The sequence below is a fragment of the Dysgonomonas gadei ATCC BAA-286 genome (assembly GCF_000213555.1).
Lineage (GTDB): Bacteria > Bacteroidota > Bacteroidia > Bacteroidales > Dysgonomonadaceae > Dysgonomonas > Dysgonomonas gadei.
This window is the reverse complement of record NZ_GL891979.1, coordinates 303777-318962: the sequence shown is the minus strand read 5'-3', so window position 1 is coordinate 318962 and position 15186 is coordinate 303777. Positions and strand designations below refer to the sequence as shown.

The following is a 15186-nucleotide window of genomic DNA, read 5'->3' as shown; positions in this document are numbered from 1 at the left end:
ACAATTTGTAAGTGAAAAACGAAAAGTGAAAAATACTTTTAATTCTTCGTTCTTCATTTTTCACTTTTAAATTACTGACAATATCGTTTGCAATTTATTTTCTGTTTCTTCCCACTCCGGTTTCAGTTCGGAAGAAAGAAGCATACCTCCTCCCGCATAAAGCCGAAGCAGGTCGTCCCCCATCTGCATACATCTCAGATTTACATACAGGCGGCTGCTTCCCTCGATATCCAATGGACCTACAAACCCCGAATAATAGCGACGGTCATACGATTCATTCTTAAGGATAAAAATGAAAGCCGATTCTTTCGGAAACCCGCATACTGCGGGGCTGGGATGCAACAAGGCGAGCAAATCCCCTATCTTGTATCCATCTTTCAGCTTAAACGAGAATTTGGTTTTCAAATGCTCTATATTTCCTGCCTGCGCAGTAAATGGCCCACTCTGTATTACATCTCCACACAGTTGATTAAGCTGCTGCTGCATATAATCAACAACAATCTGCTGCTCTTTCCGGTTCTTATCATCCCAATCTTCGGGCGATACTTTTTTAGTGCCTGCCAGCGCTACAGTTTTATAGATTCCATCCTGCTCCGAGACAAGCAATTCGGGAGAAATACCCATCCAAGCCCCGGTTTGGGGAGTATTGCATAGAAATACAAAGTTGGAATGATATTTCCCACATGCCTCACGGAAAGACGTACCTGCCGAAAAACTACGCTTCCTTTCCACATCGAATGTACGGGAAAGCACCAGTTTTTGTAATTTATTTTCAGACAACGCTGAATAAAAGGTAGTATAGTCAGAACTATATTGGGTGAACGAATTAACAGAGGTCTGATTATGAATATTAATCGCCGATGAAATCCCTTCAGAATGATAATCTGATAAATAGCTGAATACTACCGCTTCTCCTTTCAGACAGATATCAGGATGAATAACAATAAGAGGAGTATCTTCCGAGATACGAAAAGGAGCAATAACAAAACCTGTCTTTCCATTCAGATCGGACAAAGAATCTAAACATAGAGCAGCCTGTGATGTTTGTAATACCAGATGTATATCTTGTTGCCTTGCCTGCCTGTATACGGCAAAGGATACATTTTTTTCAATCAGGGAATCAAAAATACTATAATCGAAATCTTGATTAAATTCCATTTAAAACATAACGTTGATTAAAATCTAATTTACAAAAGTACACTAAATAGGGCATCATACAGCTATATTCAGTTGACTTTTTTATTTCAAAATATGTTGTACAACATATTTACAGATCTGCATTTTTTTTCAAGCAAAGCTACAATCGTTTCACATGCATGAATTTGTAACATTGAGTTTGCATTATAGATAGAATCTATCTAATAGATATAATCAATTTCTATAAAACAAAATGTTAAACAGCATTGTTAATCAAGCACTAAATAAGATATTAAATAATAACAACTATGGAACATGATATAGCAATTATCGGAGGTGGCCCGGCAGGATACAATGCTGCAGAAAAGGCTGCCCTGAACGGTTTGAGAACAATACTCTTCGAGAAAAACGCAATCGGGGGTGTTTGTCTGAACGAAGGGTGTATCCCAACCAAGACATTACTCTATTCAGCTAAAACACTGGATAATATAAAAAGTGCGTCAAAATATGGTATCTCTGTAGAAGGCGAACCGACCTTCGACCTGCCTAAAATTATCTCCCGGAAAGATAAGGTTGTAAAAAAACTGACTGCCGGCGTAAGTGCCAAACTGAGTTTCAACGGGGTTACAGTTGTACAAGGTGCAGCCGACATTGTGAATGAAGATAACGGTCTGTTCCAAATTAAAAGCGGTGAGAATACTTACTCCGTAAAATATATATTATTGTGTACCGGCTCCGAAACTATTATCCCGCCTATCAAAGGACTGTCGGAAGTAGATTACTGGACATCAAAAGAGGCTTTGGAATCGAAAGAATTACCTAAATCCCTGGCCATTATCGGCGGCGGTGTTATCGGTATCGAATTTGCTTCATTCTTTAACAGTATGGGGGTGAAAGTAAATGTAATAGAAATGATGCCCGAAATACTCGGTGCAATGGATAAAGAAACCTCTGCCATGCTACGTACCGACTACACAAAAAAAGGGGTTACTTTCCGCCTGAACACAAAAGTAGTGGAAGTAACGAAAAAAGGTGTTGTAGTAGAAAAAGACGGCAAATCAGAAACCATCGAAGCCGACCGCATACTCGTAAGCGTAGGCCGCAGGCCGATAGTAAAAGGCTTCGGACTCGAGAATCTGAATATTGAAATGCTGAAAAACGGCATTAAAGTGAATGAGTACATGCAGACCAGCAATCCTCGTGTATATGCCGCAGGTGATGTTACCGGATTCTCATTACTGGCTCACACAGCGATTCGTGAAGGCGAGGTTGCTATAAGCCATATTGTAGGCGAAGATGATAAGATGAGCTACAAAGCCATCCCCGGAGTGGTTTATACCAACCCTGAACTAGCGGGTGTAGGTAAAACAGAAGAAGAACTGAATGCAAACGGCGAATCATTCCGTGTACTGAAACTGCCAATGGCCTATTCGGGCCGTTTCGTAGCCGAAAATGAGGTAGGAAACGGACTATGTAAGATAATTGTGGATGACGACGACCGCATCATCGGTTGTCATATGCTCGGTAATCCGGCATCGGAACTCATTGTTATTGCAGGAATAGCAATTGAAAACGGCGACACAGTGGAAGAATTCCGCAAACATGTATATCCTCACCCTACCGTGAGCGAAATTATACATGAAACGTTATTCTCATGAATTATAATTTCAAGATTTCAAAATCTCAGATTTCAAGATTAAAAAGAAAAATAGATTCCGAATCTTGAAATAAAACGAATAATTATGCTTTGTATCAACAATACACATACCGACGCTTATTTCAACCTGGCAAGCGAAGAATATCTTCTGAAAAACTTCAGTGATGATATTTTCATGTTATGGCAAAACGAACCGTCGGTCATTGTTGGCAAATATCAGAATGTGCTGGCCGAGATAAATGTCGACTTTGTCAAACGTAACCGGATAAAAGTCGTCAGGCGCTTTTCGGGCGGGGGCACAGTATTTCACGACCTCGGTAACCTCAACCTCACATTCATTGAGAAAAATAACAATGTAAACTTCGACAAGTTCACAAAACAGATTATCGCCCTACTCTCCGAAATCGGGATACATGCCCAATCGGACGAACGCAGGGCGATAAATATTGACGGGCTGAAGATATCGGGAAGTGCGCAATGTGTACACAAAGACAGGGTAATGTATCATGCTACTCTGCTTTTTTCGTCTGACCTAAGCAGCCTCATCTCCACATTGGAGAGCGACCCTAAGCAATTGGAAAACAAGACAGACAACCGTATTTATGTAAAATCGGTAAAAAGCCCTGTTACCAATATTCTGCAACACCTGGATAAGCCTTTGGATATAAAGTTCTTCAAGAAATACATTCTCGATTATTTCCTCAATAAGGACAAGGAAAACAAAATGTATAAATTTTCGAAAGAAGATATTTCTGCTGTAGAAACACTATCGGCATTGAAATATACTACCGAAGAGTGGAACTTTCATGGCAACAGGCCTGTCAGCAATAATTATTTACATGTATAAGAATAAACCAAAATATATAATTAACCATGTCAAAATTTGAAATAAAAATGCCCAAACTGGGCGAAAGTATTACAGAAGGGACAATCATCTCGTGGTCGGTAAAAGTAGGCGACACTATCAATGAAGACGATGTATTGTTTGAGGTAAATACAGCAAAGGTAAGTGCGGAAATACCGTCGCCTGTCGCAGGTAAGATACTTGAAATACTGTTTAAGGAAGGAGATACTGTTGCCGTGGGCACAGTGGTTGCGGTCGTACAACTCGAAGATGAAGAAGGCGAAAGTGAAGATGCTGCTCCGGCTCCGGCTGCTGAAAAGAAAGAAGAACCTGCGACTCCGGCAAAAGCAGAAGAAAAAGCCGCTCCGGCTGCTGCGCCCGCCGAACCGTCAGTAAGCGCACCCGCGACAAAAAACAGTGGGGACAGATGGTATTCGCCTGTTGTTCTCGGAAAAGCCCGCGATGCCAAGATTGACAAAGACGAACTCGACGCTATTCCGGGCTCCGGATACGAAGGCCGTTTGAGCAAACGCGATATAGAAAAATATATAGACAACAAGAAAAAAGGAATTTCAGCTTCGGAAGTAAAACAAAAACCTGTGACGGCAGAAAAACCTGTGGCGGCAACTGTTTCACATTCACAAACCAACGATGCTCCCAAGCCTGCTGTTCCTGTGGCTGTAGCCGATGGCGATACTGTAATTGCAATGGACCCTATACGCAAGATCATTGCCGACCGGATGACTTCATCTAAGAAGATTTCTCCGCACGTAACCAACGTAATCGAAGTAGATGTTACCAAATTGGTGAAATGGCGCGAAGAAAACAAAGACGCATTCAAAAAACGCGAAGGTATCAGCCTTACTTATATGTCTCCAATCGTAGAGGCAACGGCTAAGGCTTTGAAAGATTTTCCTCGTGTAAATTCATCGGTAGACGGATATAATATTATTGAGAAAAAACGTATCAATGTAGGTGTTGCGGTATCGCTGAACAATGGTAACCTGATTGTACCTGTAGTAAAAGATGCCGACAAACTAAGCATCAGTGGAATTGCCGCATCGGTAAACTCATTGGCAAACAAAGCCCGTGCAAATAAACTGATGCCGGACGAAATACAAGGCGGTACATTTACAATAACCAATTTCGGTTCTTTCAAGAGCTTGTTCGGTACTCCGATCATCAATCAACCGGAAGTTGCAATTCTGGGTGTAGGCATTATAGAAAAGAAACCATCTATAGTAGAAACTCCTGAGGGAGATGTGATCGCTATCCGACACAAGATGTATCTGTCATTGTCGTACGATCACCGTGTGATAGACGGCATGCTGGGAGGTAACTTCCTCTACCGTATAGCAGAGTATCTGGAAAATTGGGGGTAGTGAGTGTACTAGGAAGAAGTGTACTAGTTTACTAGTTAGTAGCATACTAGTACATAAATTCTAAACCTAGTAGACTAGTAAACTAGAAACTTTTAAACTAAAAAAGAATGAAAAAATACGATATAAAAACCACAGACAAAGAAACGCTCAAAAAATGGTATCACCTGATGACATTAGGGCGCGCTATCGACGAGAAAGCTCCGGCTTATCTCTTGCAATCACTGGGATGGTCGTATCATGCGCCTTATGCGGGACATGACGGCATACAGCTTGCAATGGGACAAGTTTTCAAGAGAGGCGAAGATTTTATGTTTCCTTATTACAGGGATATGCTCACCGTATTGTCAGCAGGTCTGACTGCCGAAGAGCTGATACTGAACGGTATATCGAAAGCGACAGACCCTGCCAGTGGCGGGCGCCATATGTCGAACCACTTCGCTAAACCTGAATGGGGAATACAGAATGTCTCCTCAGCGACTGCCAACCATGATTCCCAGGCTGTAGGTACTGCCCGTGCCATGGTTTACTATAATCATAAAGGAGTGGCGATAGCTTCGCATGGAGATTCATCCACATCCGAAGGTTATGTATACGAAGCAATTAACGGGGCATCGAAAGAACGGCTGCCTTTTATCCTTGTTGTACAGGATAATGGTTACGGTATATCTGTTCCTAAAAAAGACCAGACCGCCAATCGTAAGGCTTCTGAAAACTTTAAAGGAATCAAAAACCTGCGAATCATATACTGTAACGGTAAGGATGTTTTTGATTCGATGAATGCTATGACCGAAGCCCGCGAATTTGCTATTGCAAACCGCACTCCGGTAATAGTACATGCCAATTGCGTGCGTATCGGTTCACACTCCAACTCGGATAAACATACACTTTACCGTGACGAAAACGAGTTGAAATATGTAAAAGAAGCCGACCCTCTGATGAAGTTCCGCCGTATGTTGTTACGCTACAAACGCTTTACAGAAGAGGAACTGAAAGAAATAGAAGCAAACGCGAAGAAAGAATTGAGCGCCGCTAATAAAAAGGCTCTGGCTGCACCGGACCCTAATCCTGCATCTATATTCGATTTTGTAACACCCGAACCATATCATCCACAGAAATATATTGACGGCACACACAATGAAGAAGGTGAAAAGAAAAACCTAGTTACCGCATTGAACGAAACATTAAAAGCCGAATTCCGTCACAACCCGGATACTTTCCTATGGGGACAGGATGTTGCCAATAAGGATAAAGGAGGTGTGTTTAACGTATCGAAAGGTATGCAACAGGAATTTGGCGAAGAACGTGTATTTAATGCTCCGATTGCCGAGGACTACATTGTGGCTACAGCAAACGGTATGAGCCGTTTCGACAAAAAAATAAGAGTAGTAATAGAAGGTGCCGAGTTTGCAGACTACTTCTGGCCGGCAATGGAACAGTATGTGGAATGTACGCACGACTACTGGCGAAGCAATGGTAAATTTTCGCCGAATATCACTTTAAGGCTGGCCTCAGGTGGATTTATCGGTGGAGGTATGTACCACTCGCAGAATCTGGAAGGAACATTAACAACACTCCCGGGTGCACGTATCGTATATCCGTCGTTTGCCGATGATGCGGCAGGACTATTGCGTACCAGTATGCGTTCCGAAGGATTTACAGTATTCCTTGAACCGAAAGCATTATACAATTCAGTAGAAGCCTCGACTGTCATCCCTGACGATTTTGAAGTACCTTTCGGTAAGGCTCGTATCCGCCGTCCGGGTAAGGATCTTAGTATTATTACTTACGGTAATACAACGCTCTTCTGCCTGAACACTGCAGAACGCCTTGCCAAAGAAGACGGCTGGGATGTGGAGGTAATCGATATCCGTTCGCTCATACCTCTCGACAAAGAAGCCATTTTTGAATCGGTGAAGAAGACCAGCAAGGTACTAGTTGTACATGAAGATAAAGTTTTTTCCGGTTTTGGTGCAGAAATAGCAGCTATGATAGGAACTGAAATGTTCCGCTATCTGGATGCTCCTGTACAGCGGGTAGGTTCCACCTTTACTCCGGTAGGTTTCAACCCTATACTGGAAAAGGCTGTGCTGCCAGGAGAAGACCGTATATATGAGGCTGCTAAGAAGTTATTAGAATATTAAAATCAAAACACGACATACAATGAAAAAGATTGGATTGTTTTACGGAACAAGCACAACCAAAACCGCAGCAATAGCTAAAAAAGTAAAAGCTGCATTCGGTGAGGACAAAATTGATATTATTCCCGTAGAAGATGCATGGACAAAAGATTTTGAAAGCTATAACAATATTATCATCGGTGTTTCCACATGGTTCGATGGAGAACTGCCTACTTACTGGGACGAAGTGAAACCCGAACTGGAATCATTGAAGATGAAAGGGAAAAAGATCGCTATCTTCGGTTTGGGCGACCAGGTAAAGTATCCCGAAAACTTCGTGGACGGAATAGGTATCCTTGCTGAAACATTCGAGGCTATCGGAGCCACCCTTGTAGGACTTACTTCCACAGAGGGCTATACATTCGAACATTCACGTGCCGTGCGCGATGGAAAGTTTACAGGACTGGCTATCGATTTCGAAAATCAACACAGTAAGACAGATAAAAGAGTTAAAGAGTGGGTGGAGCAATTAAAGACGGAATTTGATTGATTTACTGACAGATGTATAAGGACGGGATCTTTCATTTGGATGGTCCCGTTTCTATTTATATGAAATACCCGTTTTTGACAGCATCCATCACATTCATCGGCGAGCGTTGATTATCCAATTCGTTTTTCATAAAATCCATATAAGGCGCTACATGATCGAAGAACTTATAATATCCTTTACATAAATAATTTAGTCCATCCTCTCCTGAATCTGTTTTAATTATCCGGTTTTTAGGACATTCGCCATTACAGGCAAAAAGATACCTACAATTTTTACACTGAGAAGGTAGTTTATTATATTTATCATTGCCAAATTTCAGTTGCTTGTCGGAATACATCATTTCGGTCAGCGTTCTGCTATTAATATTACCCAGTTTATATTCCGGATATACAAAATGATCGCAACTATACACATCTCCGTTAAACTCCATAACTCCCGCATGGCCACAGGTCCTGGCCTGTATGCAAATTCCGGGCGAAACTCCCATCCAATTAGCCAGTGCAGAGTCGAAATACTGAATGAAAAACGTACCAACGTCCTGTTTTACCCATTCATCGAAAATAGCAATCAGAAAATCGCCCCATTTCTCTGATGGAACATTCCACGGAGCTAAGCCTCCGTCTACCCTCTCTACTATTGCAGAGAACTGGATATAACGGCAATCGATACTCTTGAAAAAATTATAGAATTCGAGTGGGAAATTTACATTGTAGTCATTCACTACACCCATTATATTAAATTCTACATCATGCTTTTTCAATAATGCCAGCCCTTTCATCACCTGATGAAAAGAAGGACGGTCGTCCCTCGTTCTACGATACACATCATGACAATGCTGAGATCCATCTACAGATATACCAACTAAAAAATTATTGTCTTTGAAAAACTTACACCAATCATCGGTCAGTAGAGTTCCATTAGTCTGTATACTGTTTGCTATTTGTCGTCCCCTTCCATATTTTCGCTGTAATTCAAGTGCCTTTTGGTAAAAACTTTTATTACGCATCAAAGTCTCACCCCCATGCCATGTAAACATGACTTCCTGCATAGTCTGCGCATTGAGATATTGTTCGATAAAAGATTCCAGCAAATCATCACTCATTGTATAATTTTTCGCATCAGGATACAAACCCTTCTTTTCGAGATAATAACAGTATTTACACCGGAGATTGCAGACTGCTCCGACCGGCTTCAACATTACATACAACGGTTTAGAAAAAGGGGAAACATAATCGGTAGCTGACATTTTTCAATAATATTGATCTGACTACAAAAATATAATTATTTTGATTATCATGAGTAATAAAAAAGATTAACCTGATATGATCTGATTTATTAAAGAACAATTCCAAAACAGCATTGTTATATATAAAATATATTGTTCCATTTGGCTTTGGCTAATTATGTAAATTATACAAGACTAAAAAAACTGTTAATTGCAAACACATCAACAAAAGGCTATATAATACTAAGAGTTCGATATTTAATAACACATTCATTAAGTATAATCATGAAAAATTTTGTTTTGAATAGTATACTATTCTTTTCACTAGCTGGCGTCTTTGGAATCTTTACATCTTGCCAAAAACCTGTCAAAGTAAATAACAATTCAGAAGTTCAGGATACAGATATAAAGATCCCGGAAGAAGAAATTTTGAGCAACCCGGTTCTGACAGCCGAAGAACAGGCACAACTGACACCGGACACTGTATTAGAAATTCTAAAACAGGGAAATAAGGAATTTACAGAAGATAACCTTACCGTGCGTAACAATTCGGAGCGTGTCAGAGAAGCTGCATTAGGGCAATATCCTAAAGCTGTAATAGTATCTTGTCTCGACTCGCGCATTCCTGTCGAGGATGTATTTCACAGAGGAATAGGAGATATATTTGTAGCACGTGTGGCAGGAAATGTGGTAAATCCCGATATATTGGGAAGTCTGGAATTTGCATGTAAAGTTTCGGGTTCGAAACTGGTAGTGGTACTGGGACACGAGCATTGCGGAGCTGTAAAATCAGCTATAGATGATATAAAACTTGGAAATATCACAACATTACTTTCTAAAATACGCCCTGCTGTAACTTTGGCATCTAAAGATTTTGAGGGAGATAAGACTTCCAATAATCCTGAATTCGTACAAAAAGTTTGCGACGACAATGTAAAATTGACAATAGAAGAAATTCGGGTAAAAAGTCCTATACTGAAAGAAATGGAAGAAAAGGGAGATATAAAAATTGTAGGAGGAGTATACCATATGGAAACTGGACGGGTAGACTTTTTCTGATAGCTAAACGGTAAACCTTCCGGTGATAGGCTGCAGTACAAAATGTATTGCAGCCCGTTTTATTTTATATCCTTCCTTATACAGGTTTTGACGGCATGCTTCAGCATTTTCCTTACTACAATATGATGGAAAGGGCAAATAGCATAAAAATAAGTATATCCAAGCCAGTTGTGAAACTTAACCAGTGTGATTACACTTATAATTTGTTTATTTGCCTCATACTCTATATAGACAGACAGATGCGCTGACAAATGCTTGTCGCTGAGGTAGAGCACCGTTTCATTTTCTGATTTGTCAGGAACAGACATAAGACCATAGTTACCGCCTTCACGTATACAACGTTCAATTTCTTCTGTATTCCTGTTTTCATCCCCTTTGAGGCCGAATGGCTTAACCAAAGTGTTACGGATACGGAAAAGATTTTCGAGCCATTTAGGATTTACAGTCCAGAAGGCAACCTGAATATTATCAGCGGTGATCCTAGAAGCATTCTTTATCGTGCATTCAAAAATGTCTGTGTAATTGACCGGCAGATATTTGTTTACTAATGCCTTTTGCGGAACATTCTTTTTTTGTGTTACGATCATTCTTTTTTTTACTATTTCACTATAAAGTTAAAGATTTTAATTTTCAAATCAGCTTGGAATCATAATTAATATTGTATTTTTAGACTATAATAGTGTATTTAGTATAATGAAAGAAATAGAGATAAGAAGAGTGGTATTCGACGAAATTGATCAAATACAAAAAATCAGCAAACAAACTTTTTATGAAACATTTTCGAAAGTAAATACTGAAGAAAATATGGCCAAATATCTGACTGATAAACTCTCAGCTGAAATACTGTCCATTGAGCTAAATAACAAAAATTCGGAGTTTTATTTTGCTATATCCGGAGGAGAGATAATCGGCTACCTGAAGCTAAATTCAGGGCAATCTCAGACAGAACTCAATGACATTAAATCACTTGAAATAGAGCGAATTTATGTATTGAAAGAATTTCATGGAAAAGGTGTGGGACAATTGCTCTATCAGAAAGCTATACAAAGAGCGCAGGAAACAGGTGCCGACTCAGTATGGCTAGGTGTTTGGGAAGAAAATCCGAGAGCAATAAGTTTTTATAAGAAGAATGGTTTTGTCGAGTTTGATAAACATATTTTCAGACTAGGCGATGACGAACAGACAGATATTATGATGAAATTGCAACTAAAAGATATACAATAAAACAATAAATTCTATGATTAGCAATACAGAAGTAATCCGCTGCGGGTGGGTAGGAAATGATCCTTTATATATAAAGTATCACGACGACGAATGGGGTACGGAGGTGACTGATGATAAAACGATGTTTGAATTCCTTGTTCTCGAAAGCGCTCAAGCCGGACTAAGCTGGATAACCATTCTCCGGAAACGGGAAGGTTACAAAAAGGCCTTTGCCGGATTCGATGCTGAAAAGGTTGCGAAGTTTACAGACAAAGATGTGGAACGGCTGATAAATGATGAGGGTATTGTCCGTAACAAGCTGAAAGTAAAAGCTACAATATCCAATGCCCGACTTTTCCTTGATGTACAAAAGGAATTCGGTAGCTTCTGTAACTATATGAAATCGTTCCTACCTGAAGGTAAACCAATTATCAATCATTGGAAAACATTAGCTGAGGTACCTGCGTCAACACCGTTGTCGGATGCTATCAGCAAGGATATGAAAAAACGGGGATTTAAGTTTTTCGGCACAACGATTTGTTACGCACATCTGCAAGCCGTAGGCTATGTCAACGACCATTTGACAGACTGCATATGCAGGACAGGCAAGAAGTAAATTATAAAAGGTGATAGAAAGTAAAATACATCATAGCAAAGCATTAATTATATTAATTCATATGTACTTACCTGAATCGGAATGTGCAGGTTATGCAAAACCTTTTCGAGCAAGATGCCCTCACGCGAATCGTATTCATAGCCGAATGTAGCCCGTATGCCCTGATAACAGAACTGAGTAGCCCTATCCAAAGCCATCGGCAGGCTGTCGCCTTGCATCATCGCTCCGGTGATAACGCTGGTGAATGTATCACCCACACCGGGATAATGTGCCGGCAAATATGGACAGGTCACCTTCCAGAAACGGCCTCCGTTGCGGTTATATGCATATACGGATGTCTGATGCGGATCATTTGCGACAGGTACACTGGTAATGATAACTATGGAGGGGCCTTTATCGGAGAGAGCCAATAGGTATTGCTTCAATTTCTCGTCGGTATATTCTTTTTCGTAAGGTATATCCAGCAGATAAAAGAGTTCGGTCAGATTAGGTGTTATTATATCGGCCACGGTTATCAATCTCCTCATCTCCTCTACAATAGTGATATCAAAGCCCGCATATAATCTACCATTATCACCCAAAACAGGATCTACAACAACAAGGTTATTATCTTTGCGAAACTCCTGTATAAAGTCTTTGACTATCTGCACCTGTTCGGGAGAACCCAGATAACCGGAATAGAATGTATCAAATCCTGCGTTCAGTTTCTTCCATTCGGCTATAATCTTACGCATCTCGTCCGTCAGGTCGAGAAACGAAAAATGAGGATACTGTGTATGGCTTGAAAGAATTGCTGTAGGCAAGGGACTGACATGAAATCCCATAGATGTAAGTATAGGAATTACTACGGTGAGTGATACCCTCCCTATGCCCGAAAGGTCGTGTATGGCGACTATTTCTTTTGTTTTACTGAAATACATAAACTATATGATTAACTCTGTTAATAACATGATAAGGAAACTACAAATATAACTCATTGAGCCCGGGAATTACTTCTTTATTTGTAAAAAGAATTATATCTTTGCAGCAAACACATACAAGAAAAACTTACACGAATGAGAGATACTAATTTCCTTTTTCTAATGGCTGTTTTTATAACAAGCACCTTTTCATCATGTTCATTCTCCGACCCTGAAATAGCCCTCAGGCTGAAAAACAGAAAACAAACAATAGACAATAATATAGCAAATGGCATATGTGTATCTCACTCTGTTGCAGTACTGAACCAAAATCAGGATATAAATTGCTATTACCAGTTGTATCAGGATAAGACTAAAGGTCTGATGAAAGTATCGGAAACTTATACACGGAATAATGCAACCAGCGATACCACATTTGTCTATTATTTTGATGAGGATGAGTATACTTTTGCCTTTCAGGTAAAGGTTGCCATCGGTAGCGACAGCCTTTTCAATTCGGTTACAGCATTCTACAATAAGGATATGGAAATGGTAATGAAAGAGTATGCCACTATCGACAACTGTGACATTCCTCTGATAGGTAAAGATTCACTATTCATCGATCTTACCACATATAGTATTCCTCCCGACGTAAGTACTTTTACCCAACATAAAAAAATAATATTGCAAAACGACTGATTAATCTACGAAGTTTGATACCAAACAAAACCATGCGAACTTCACAGCTCACATGGCTTCACACTTCACAAACTACACAAAACTTGCGGTTCTTCCTTAACTATTAAAAAAAATTTAAACTAGTGCTATTAAATAACTTATAAAACTATTCTTATATTGGGCATTTAAACTCCATCAAACAAATATACTCATCGAAACCTGCATATTTGTCCTAAATAAAATGAACCTGATATTCAGACCGTTCTTTCAACCTGTTATGAACATCATTCATTTTACATAGGTAAAAGTAGCATAACCCGATGGGAAAAATAGTTCTATTTGTGAGTATTTTAAGATTCGGTTGTTTCTTATTTAACAGATGAAACCATTATTCATTTCGAATCTTGAAATATTAAAAATTTGAAAGTGTTAATTTATCGTTTTTAGATAAACAGATCAAGATAAGTTTTGATAATCGAAAAAATATAAAGATTTAAATTAGCATAATATCAACGCCCCCCGAGTATCAGGGATCAACATAACACACTAACAAACAACAAAATAATTTCGAAAATCAAACATTTTTATCTAAAGTGAGAAAAAACAGAAGAAAAACAAGATAACTTCAGTTTCTTTTTAAGAGGATTTTCATAGTAAATCTAAGTAGATATTTGTATTTTTATCTTAAGTTAAAACTCTCATAACCTGCAAATAAGAGTTATATTTATACACTAGTTAAAACCCTATACTATCATAGCGTTCTCTCTATTCTTCACTCCCTCAACATATCCGGCAAAGAAAAACGGAATATTATCTTCACTGCCATTCTCGAAACGACCCTTCACTTTCTCATATGCAAGCAATGACATTTCAAATTCGGGCTGTCCGGTAACTAATACGGGCTGATCGAGTTTATCGTACCAAAAATACTGACCTCCGAAATTCTGACGGGCAACTTCAAATATATACGCGCCTATCTTTATTATCATTATTCGCTTTGTCTCATCATTACCCTGTTTATAAAACGGCGTGTTCTCTTCCATTATCTCATCGAGTAACTGAAGGCTATCCACGCTAAAATCGAGCTGAGCGACATTCTTAAATTGGTCCACTAGAGCATTTGCATTTGCCTGCATATCCTCAGCAAACTGTCTGCGATCTTCATCTGTCACTTCTATCACTTGCTTTTTCTTTTTGAAGAAATCAAATAGTCCCATACTTATGTATTGATTAGAAATTTAGAGATGCAAGTTACAAATTTTCGTTTAGTAATCAGGTGCATCCTTTCAATATTCAGGGCAAACGCATCAAATTATTCAACTTCTATCGAAGGCCTGTAGGGGCGTATTGCATACGCCCGGTTATGATATTTTGTTATACGGGCGTGTGCAATACACTAGTGTCCACTAAAAAAAATTAAGACATAATTGAGTATCATTTTGATAGTTTATCTGCGTATCATTATTATTAAAAAGATTTTCTATTGGCATTCTTTCAAATAATGATAAACTAAGTATTCGTAATATTTCATAAGTGGACACTTTTATTTTTAATTCATGTTTCATGATTGTAACAAGACAATAGGTTATTATAGCAGAAAATATTTGAATTTTGACGGCATTTTCAGAAGTCCCATAAAACTCCTTTATTCTCAAATGTTGTTTTATCCATTTGAAAAAGATTTCTATATTCCAACGATATTTGTATAGAGTGGCAACTTCTTCAGCTGTTATATCCAGATTGTTTGTCAAAAAAGAAAAAGTAAGTTTTCAACTCCTTGCTATAATATACAACAGATCGTAATTTATCGGGTATATCC

At 39.2% G+C, this 15186-nt stretch carries 14 protein-coding genes and 1 pseudogene; 9 read left to right on the top strand and 6 right to left on the bottom strand.

Features of this window, described 5'->3' with window-relative positions:
* Positions 1-66: 66 nt before the first annotated feature.
* Entirely contained in the window at positions 67-1158 is a 1092-nt protein-coding gene (locus tag HMPREF9455_RS01290; protein ID WP_006797753.1) for an isochorismate synthase, read from the bottom strand.
* Positions 1159-1445: 287 nt separating this feature from the next.
* Between HMPREF9455_RS01290 and lpdA the strand changes: the two genes are divergently transcribed.
* The 5 genes from lpdA to HMPREF9455_RS01265 all read left to right on the top strand — a co-directional run bounded on the left by lpdA (position 1446) and on the right by HMPREF9455_RS01265 (position 7687).
* Entirely contained in the window at positions 1446-2795 is a 1350-nt protein-coding gene (lpdA, locus tag HMPREF9455_RS01285; RefSeq protein ID WP_006797752.1) for a dihydrolipoyl dehydrogenase, read from the top strand.
* A gap of 84 nt (positions 2796-2879) precedes the next feature.
* Positions 2880-3641 carry a lipoate--protein ligase family protein gene (locus HMPREF9455_RS01280; protein ID WP_006797751.1) on the top strand — a complete coding sequence of 254 codons (762 nt, stop codon included), beginning with the start codon at positions 2880-2882 and terminating at the stop codon, positions 3639-3641.
* A gap of 26 nt (positions 3642-3667) precedes the next feature.
* A complete protein-coding gene (locus tag HMPREF9455_RS01275) occupies positions 3668-5020 on the top strand; it encodes a dihydrolipoamide acetyltransferase family protein (protein ID WP_006797750.1) in 1353 nt (450 codons plus the stop codon).
* Positions 5021-5127: 107 nt separating this feature from the next.
* Positions 5128-7161: an alpha-ketoacid dehydrogenase subunit alpha/beta gene (locus tag HMPREF9455_RS01270; protein ID WP_006797749.1), complete on the top strand. Its 2034-nt coding sequence runs from the start codon at positions 5128-5130 to the stop codon at positions 7159-7161.
* A 19-nt stretch (positions 7162-7180) separates the two neighbouring features.
* Positions 7181-7687, top strand: coding sequence for a flavodoxin (locus HMPREF9455_RS01265; RefSeq protein WP_006797748.1), 507 nt, complete (start codon positions 7181-7183; stop codon positions 7685-7687).
* Between the two features lie 55 nt (positions 7688-7742).
* Here HMPREF9455_RS01265 and HMPREF9455_RS01260 read toward each other — a convergent pair whose 3' ends face one another.
* Positions 7743-8933: an anaerobic sulfatase-maturation protein gene (locus HMPREF9455_RS01260; RefSeq protein ID WP_044215311.1), complete on the bottom strand. Its 1191-nt coding sequence runs from the start codon at positions 8931-8933 to the stop codon at positions 7743-7745.
* 264 nt (positions 8934-9197) lie between these two features.
* On the opposite strand from HMPREF9455_RS01260, the gene HMPREF9455_RS01255 reads away from it, so the two are divergent.
* Positions 9198-9971, top strand: a complete 774-nt coding sequence (locus tag HMPREF9455_RS01255) for a carbonic anhydrase family protein (RefSeq protein ID WP_148401816.1) — start codon at positions 9198-9200, stop codon at positions 9969-9971.
* Positions 9972-10030: 59 nt separating this feature from the next.
* Here HMPREF9455_RS01255 and HMPREF9455_RS01250 read toward each other — a convergent pair whose 3' ends face one another.
* The gene (locus HMPREF9455_RS01250) at positions 10031-10558 is read right to left on the bottom strand and encodes a DUF2867 domain-containing protein (RefSeq protein ID WP_006797745.1); all 528 of its coding nucleotides are present in this window, start codon (positions 10556-10558) and stop codon (positions 10031-10033) included.
* 106 nt (positions 10559-10664) lie between these two features.
* On the opposite strand from HMPREF9455_RS01250, the gene HMPREF9455_RS01245 reads away from it, so the two are divergent.
* Both HMPREF9455_RS01245 and HMPREF9455_RS01240 read left to right on the top strand, forming a co-directional pair.
* Positions 10665-11195: a GNAT family N-acetyltransferase gene (locus HMPREF9455_RS01245; RefSeq protein ID WP_006797744.1), complete on the top strand. Its 531-nt coding sequence runs from the start codon at positions 10665-10667 to the stop codon at positions 11193-11195.
* 13 nt (positions 11196-11208) lie between these two features.
* Entirely contained in the window at positions 11209-11790 is a 582-nt protein-coding gene (locus tag HMPREF9455_RS01240) for a DNA-3-methyladenine glycosylase I (protein WP_006797743.1), read from the top strand.
* 47 nt (positions 11791-11837) lie between these two features.
* Here the strand turns inward: HMPREF9455_RS01240 and HMPREF9455_RS01235 are convergent, their stop codons facing one another.
* A complete protein-coding gene (locus HMPREF9455_RS01235; RefSeq protein WP_006797742.1) occupies positions 11838-12710 on the bottom strand; it encodes a pyridoxamine kinase in 873 nt (290 codons plus the stop codon).
* Positions 12711-12845: 135 nt separating this feature from the next.
* Between HMPREF9455_RS01235 and HMPREF9455_RS01230 the strand changes: the two genes are divergently transcribed.
* Positions 12846-13388, top strand: coding sequence for a hypothetical protein (locus tag HMPREF9455_RS01230; RefSeq protein WP_006797741.1), 543 nt, complete (start codon positions 12846-12848; stop codon positions 13386-13388).
* Positions 13389-14110: 722 nt separating this feature from the next.
* On the opposite strand, the gene HMPREF9455_RS01225 is transcribed toward HMPREF9455_RS01230, so the two are convergent.
* Together HMPREF9455_RS01225 and HMPREF9455_RS21915 are read right to left on the bottom strand one after the other, a co-directional pair.
* Positions 14111-14584 (bottom strand): hypothetical protein, encoded by a 474-nt coding sequence (locus HMPREF9455_RS01225; protein WP_006797740.1) that lies wholly within the window; start codon positions 14582-14584, stop codon positions 14111-14113.
* A 386-nt stretch (positions 14585-14970) separates the two neighbouring features.
* Positions 14971-15133 (bottom strand): annotated as a pseudogene (locus HMPREF9455_RS21915) (transposase); the annotation flags it as partial.
* Positions 15134-15186: the final 53 nt, after the last annotated feature.

What these genes read in the sequence shown, in the direction of transcription:
- HMPREF9455_RS01270 (WP_006797749.1), top strand. Translation starts at nt 5,128, where the DNA reads ATGAAAAAATACGATATAAAAACCACAGACAAAGAAACGCTCAAAAAA.
- HMPREF9455_RS01240 (WP_006797743.1), top strand. Translation starts at nt 11,209, where the DNA reads ATGATTAGCAATACAGAAGTAATCCGCTGCGGGTGGGTAGGAAATGAT.
- HMPREF9455_RS01255 (WP_148401816.1), top strand. Translation starts at nt 9,198, where the DNA reads ATGAAAAATTTTGTTTTGAATAGTATACTATTCTTTTCACTAGCTGGC.
- HMPREF9455_RS01260 (WP_044215311.1), bottom strand. Translation starts at nt 8,933, where the DNA reads ATGTCAGCTACCGATTATGTTTCCCCTTTTTCTAAACCGTTGTATGTA.
- HMPREF9455_RS01245 (WP_006797744.1), top strand. Translation starts at nt 10,665, where the DNA reads ATGAAAGAAATAGAGATAAGAAGAGTGGTATTCGACGAAATTGATCAA.
- HMPREF9455_RS01265 (WP_006797748.1), top strand. Translation starts at nt 7,181, where the DNA reads ATGAAAAAGATTGGATTGTTTTACGGAACAAGCACAACCAAAACCGCA.
- HMPREF9455_RS01225 (WP_006797740.1), bottom strand. Translation starts at nt 14,584, where the DNA reads ATGGGACTATTTGATTTCTTCAAAAAGAAAAAGCAAGTGATAGAAGTG.
- HMPREF9455_RS01280 (WP_006797751.1), top strand. Translation starts at nt 2,880, where the DNA reads ATGCTTTGTATCAACAATACACATACCGACGCTTATTTCAACCTGGCA.
- HMPREF9455_RS01250 (WP_006797745.1), bottom strand. Translation starts at nt 10,558, where the DNA reads ATGATCGTAACACAAAAAAAGAATGTTCCGCAAAAGGCATTAGTAAAC.
- HMPREF9455_RS01235 (WP_006797742.1), bottom strand. Translation starts at nt 12,710, where the DNA reads ATGTATTTCAGTAAAACAAAAGAAATAGTCGCCATACACGACCTTTCG.
- HMPREF9455_RS01230 (WP_006797741.1), top strand. Translation starts at nt 12,846, where the DNA reads ATGAGAGATACTAATTTCCTTTTTCTAATGGCTGTTTTTATAACAAGC.
- lpdA (WP_006797752.1), top strand. Translation starts at nt 1,446, where the DNA reads ATGGAACATGATATAGCAATTATCGGAGGTGGCCCGGCAGGATACAAT.
- HMPREF9455_RS01290 (WP_006797753.1), bottom strand. Translation starts at nt 1,158, where the DNA reads ATGGAATTTAATCAAGATTTCGATTATAGTATTTTTGATTCCCTGATT.
- HMPREF9455_RS01275 (WP_006797750.1), top strand. Translation starts at nt 3,668, where the DNA reads ATGTCAAAATTTGAAATAAAAATGCCCAAACTGGGCGAAAGTATTACA.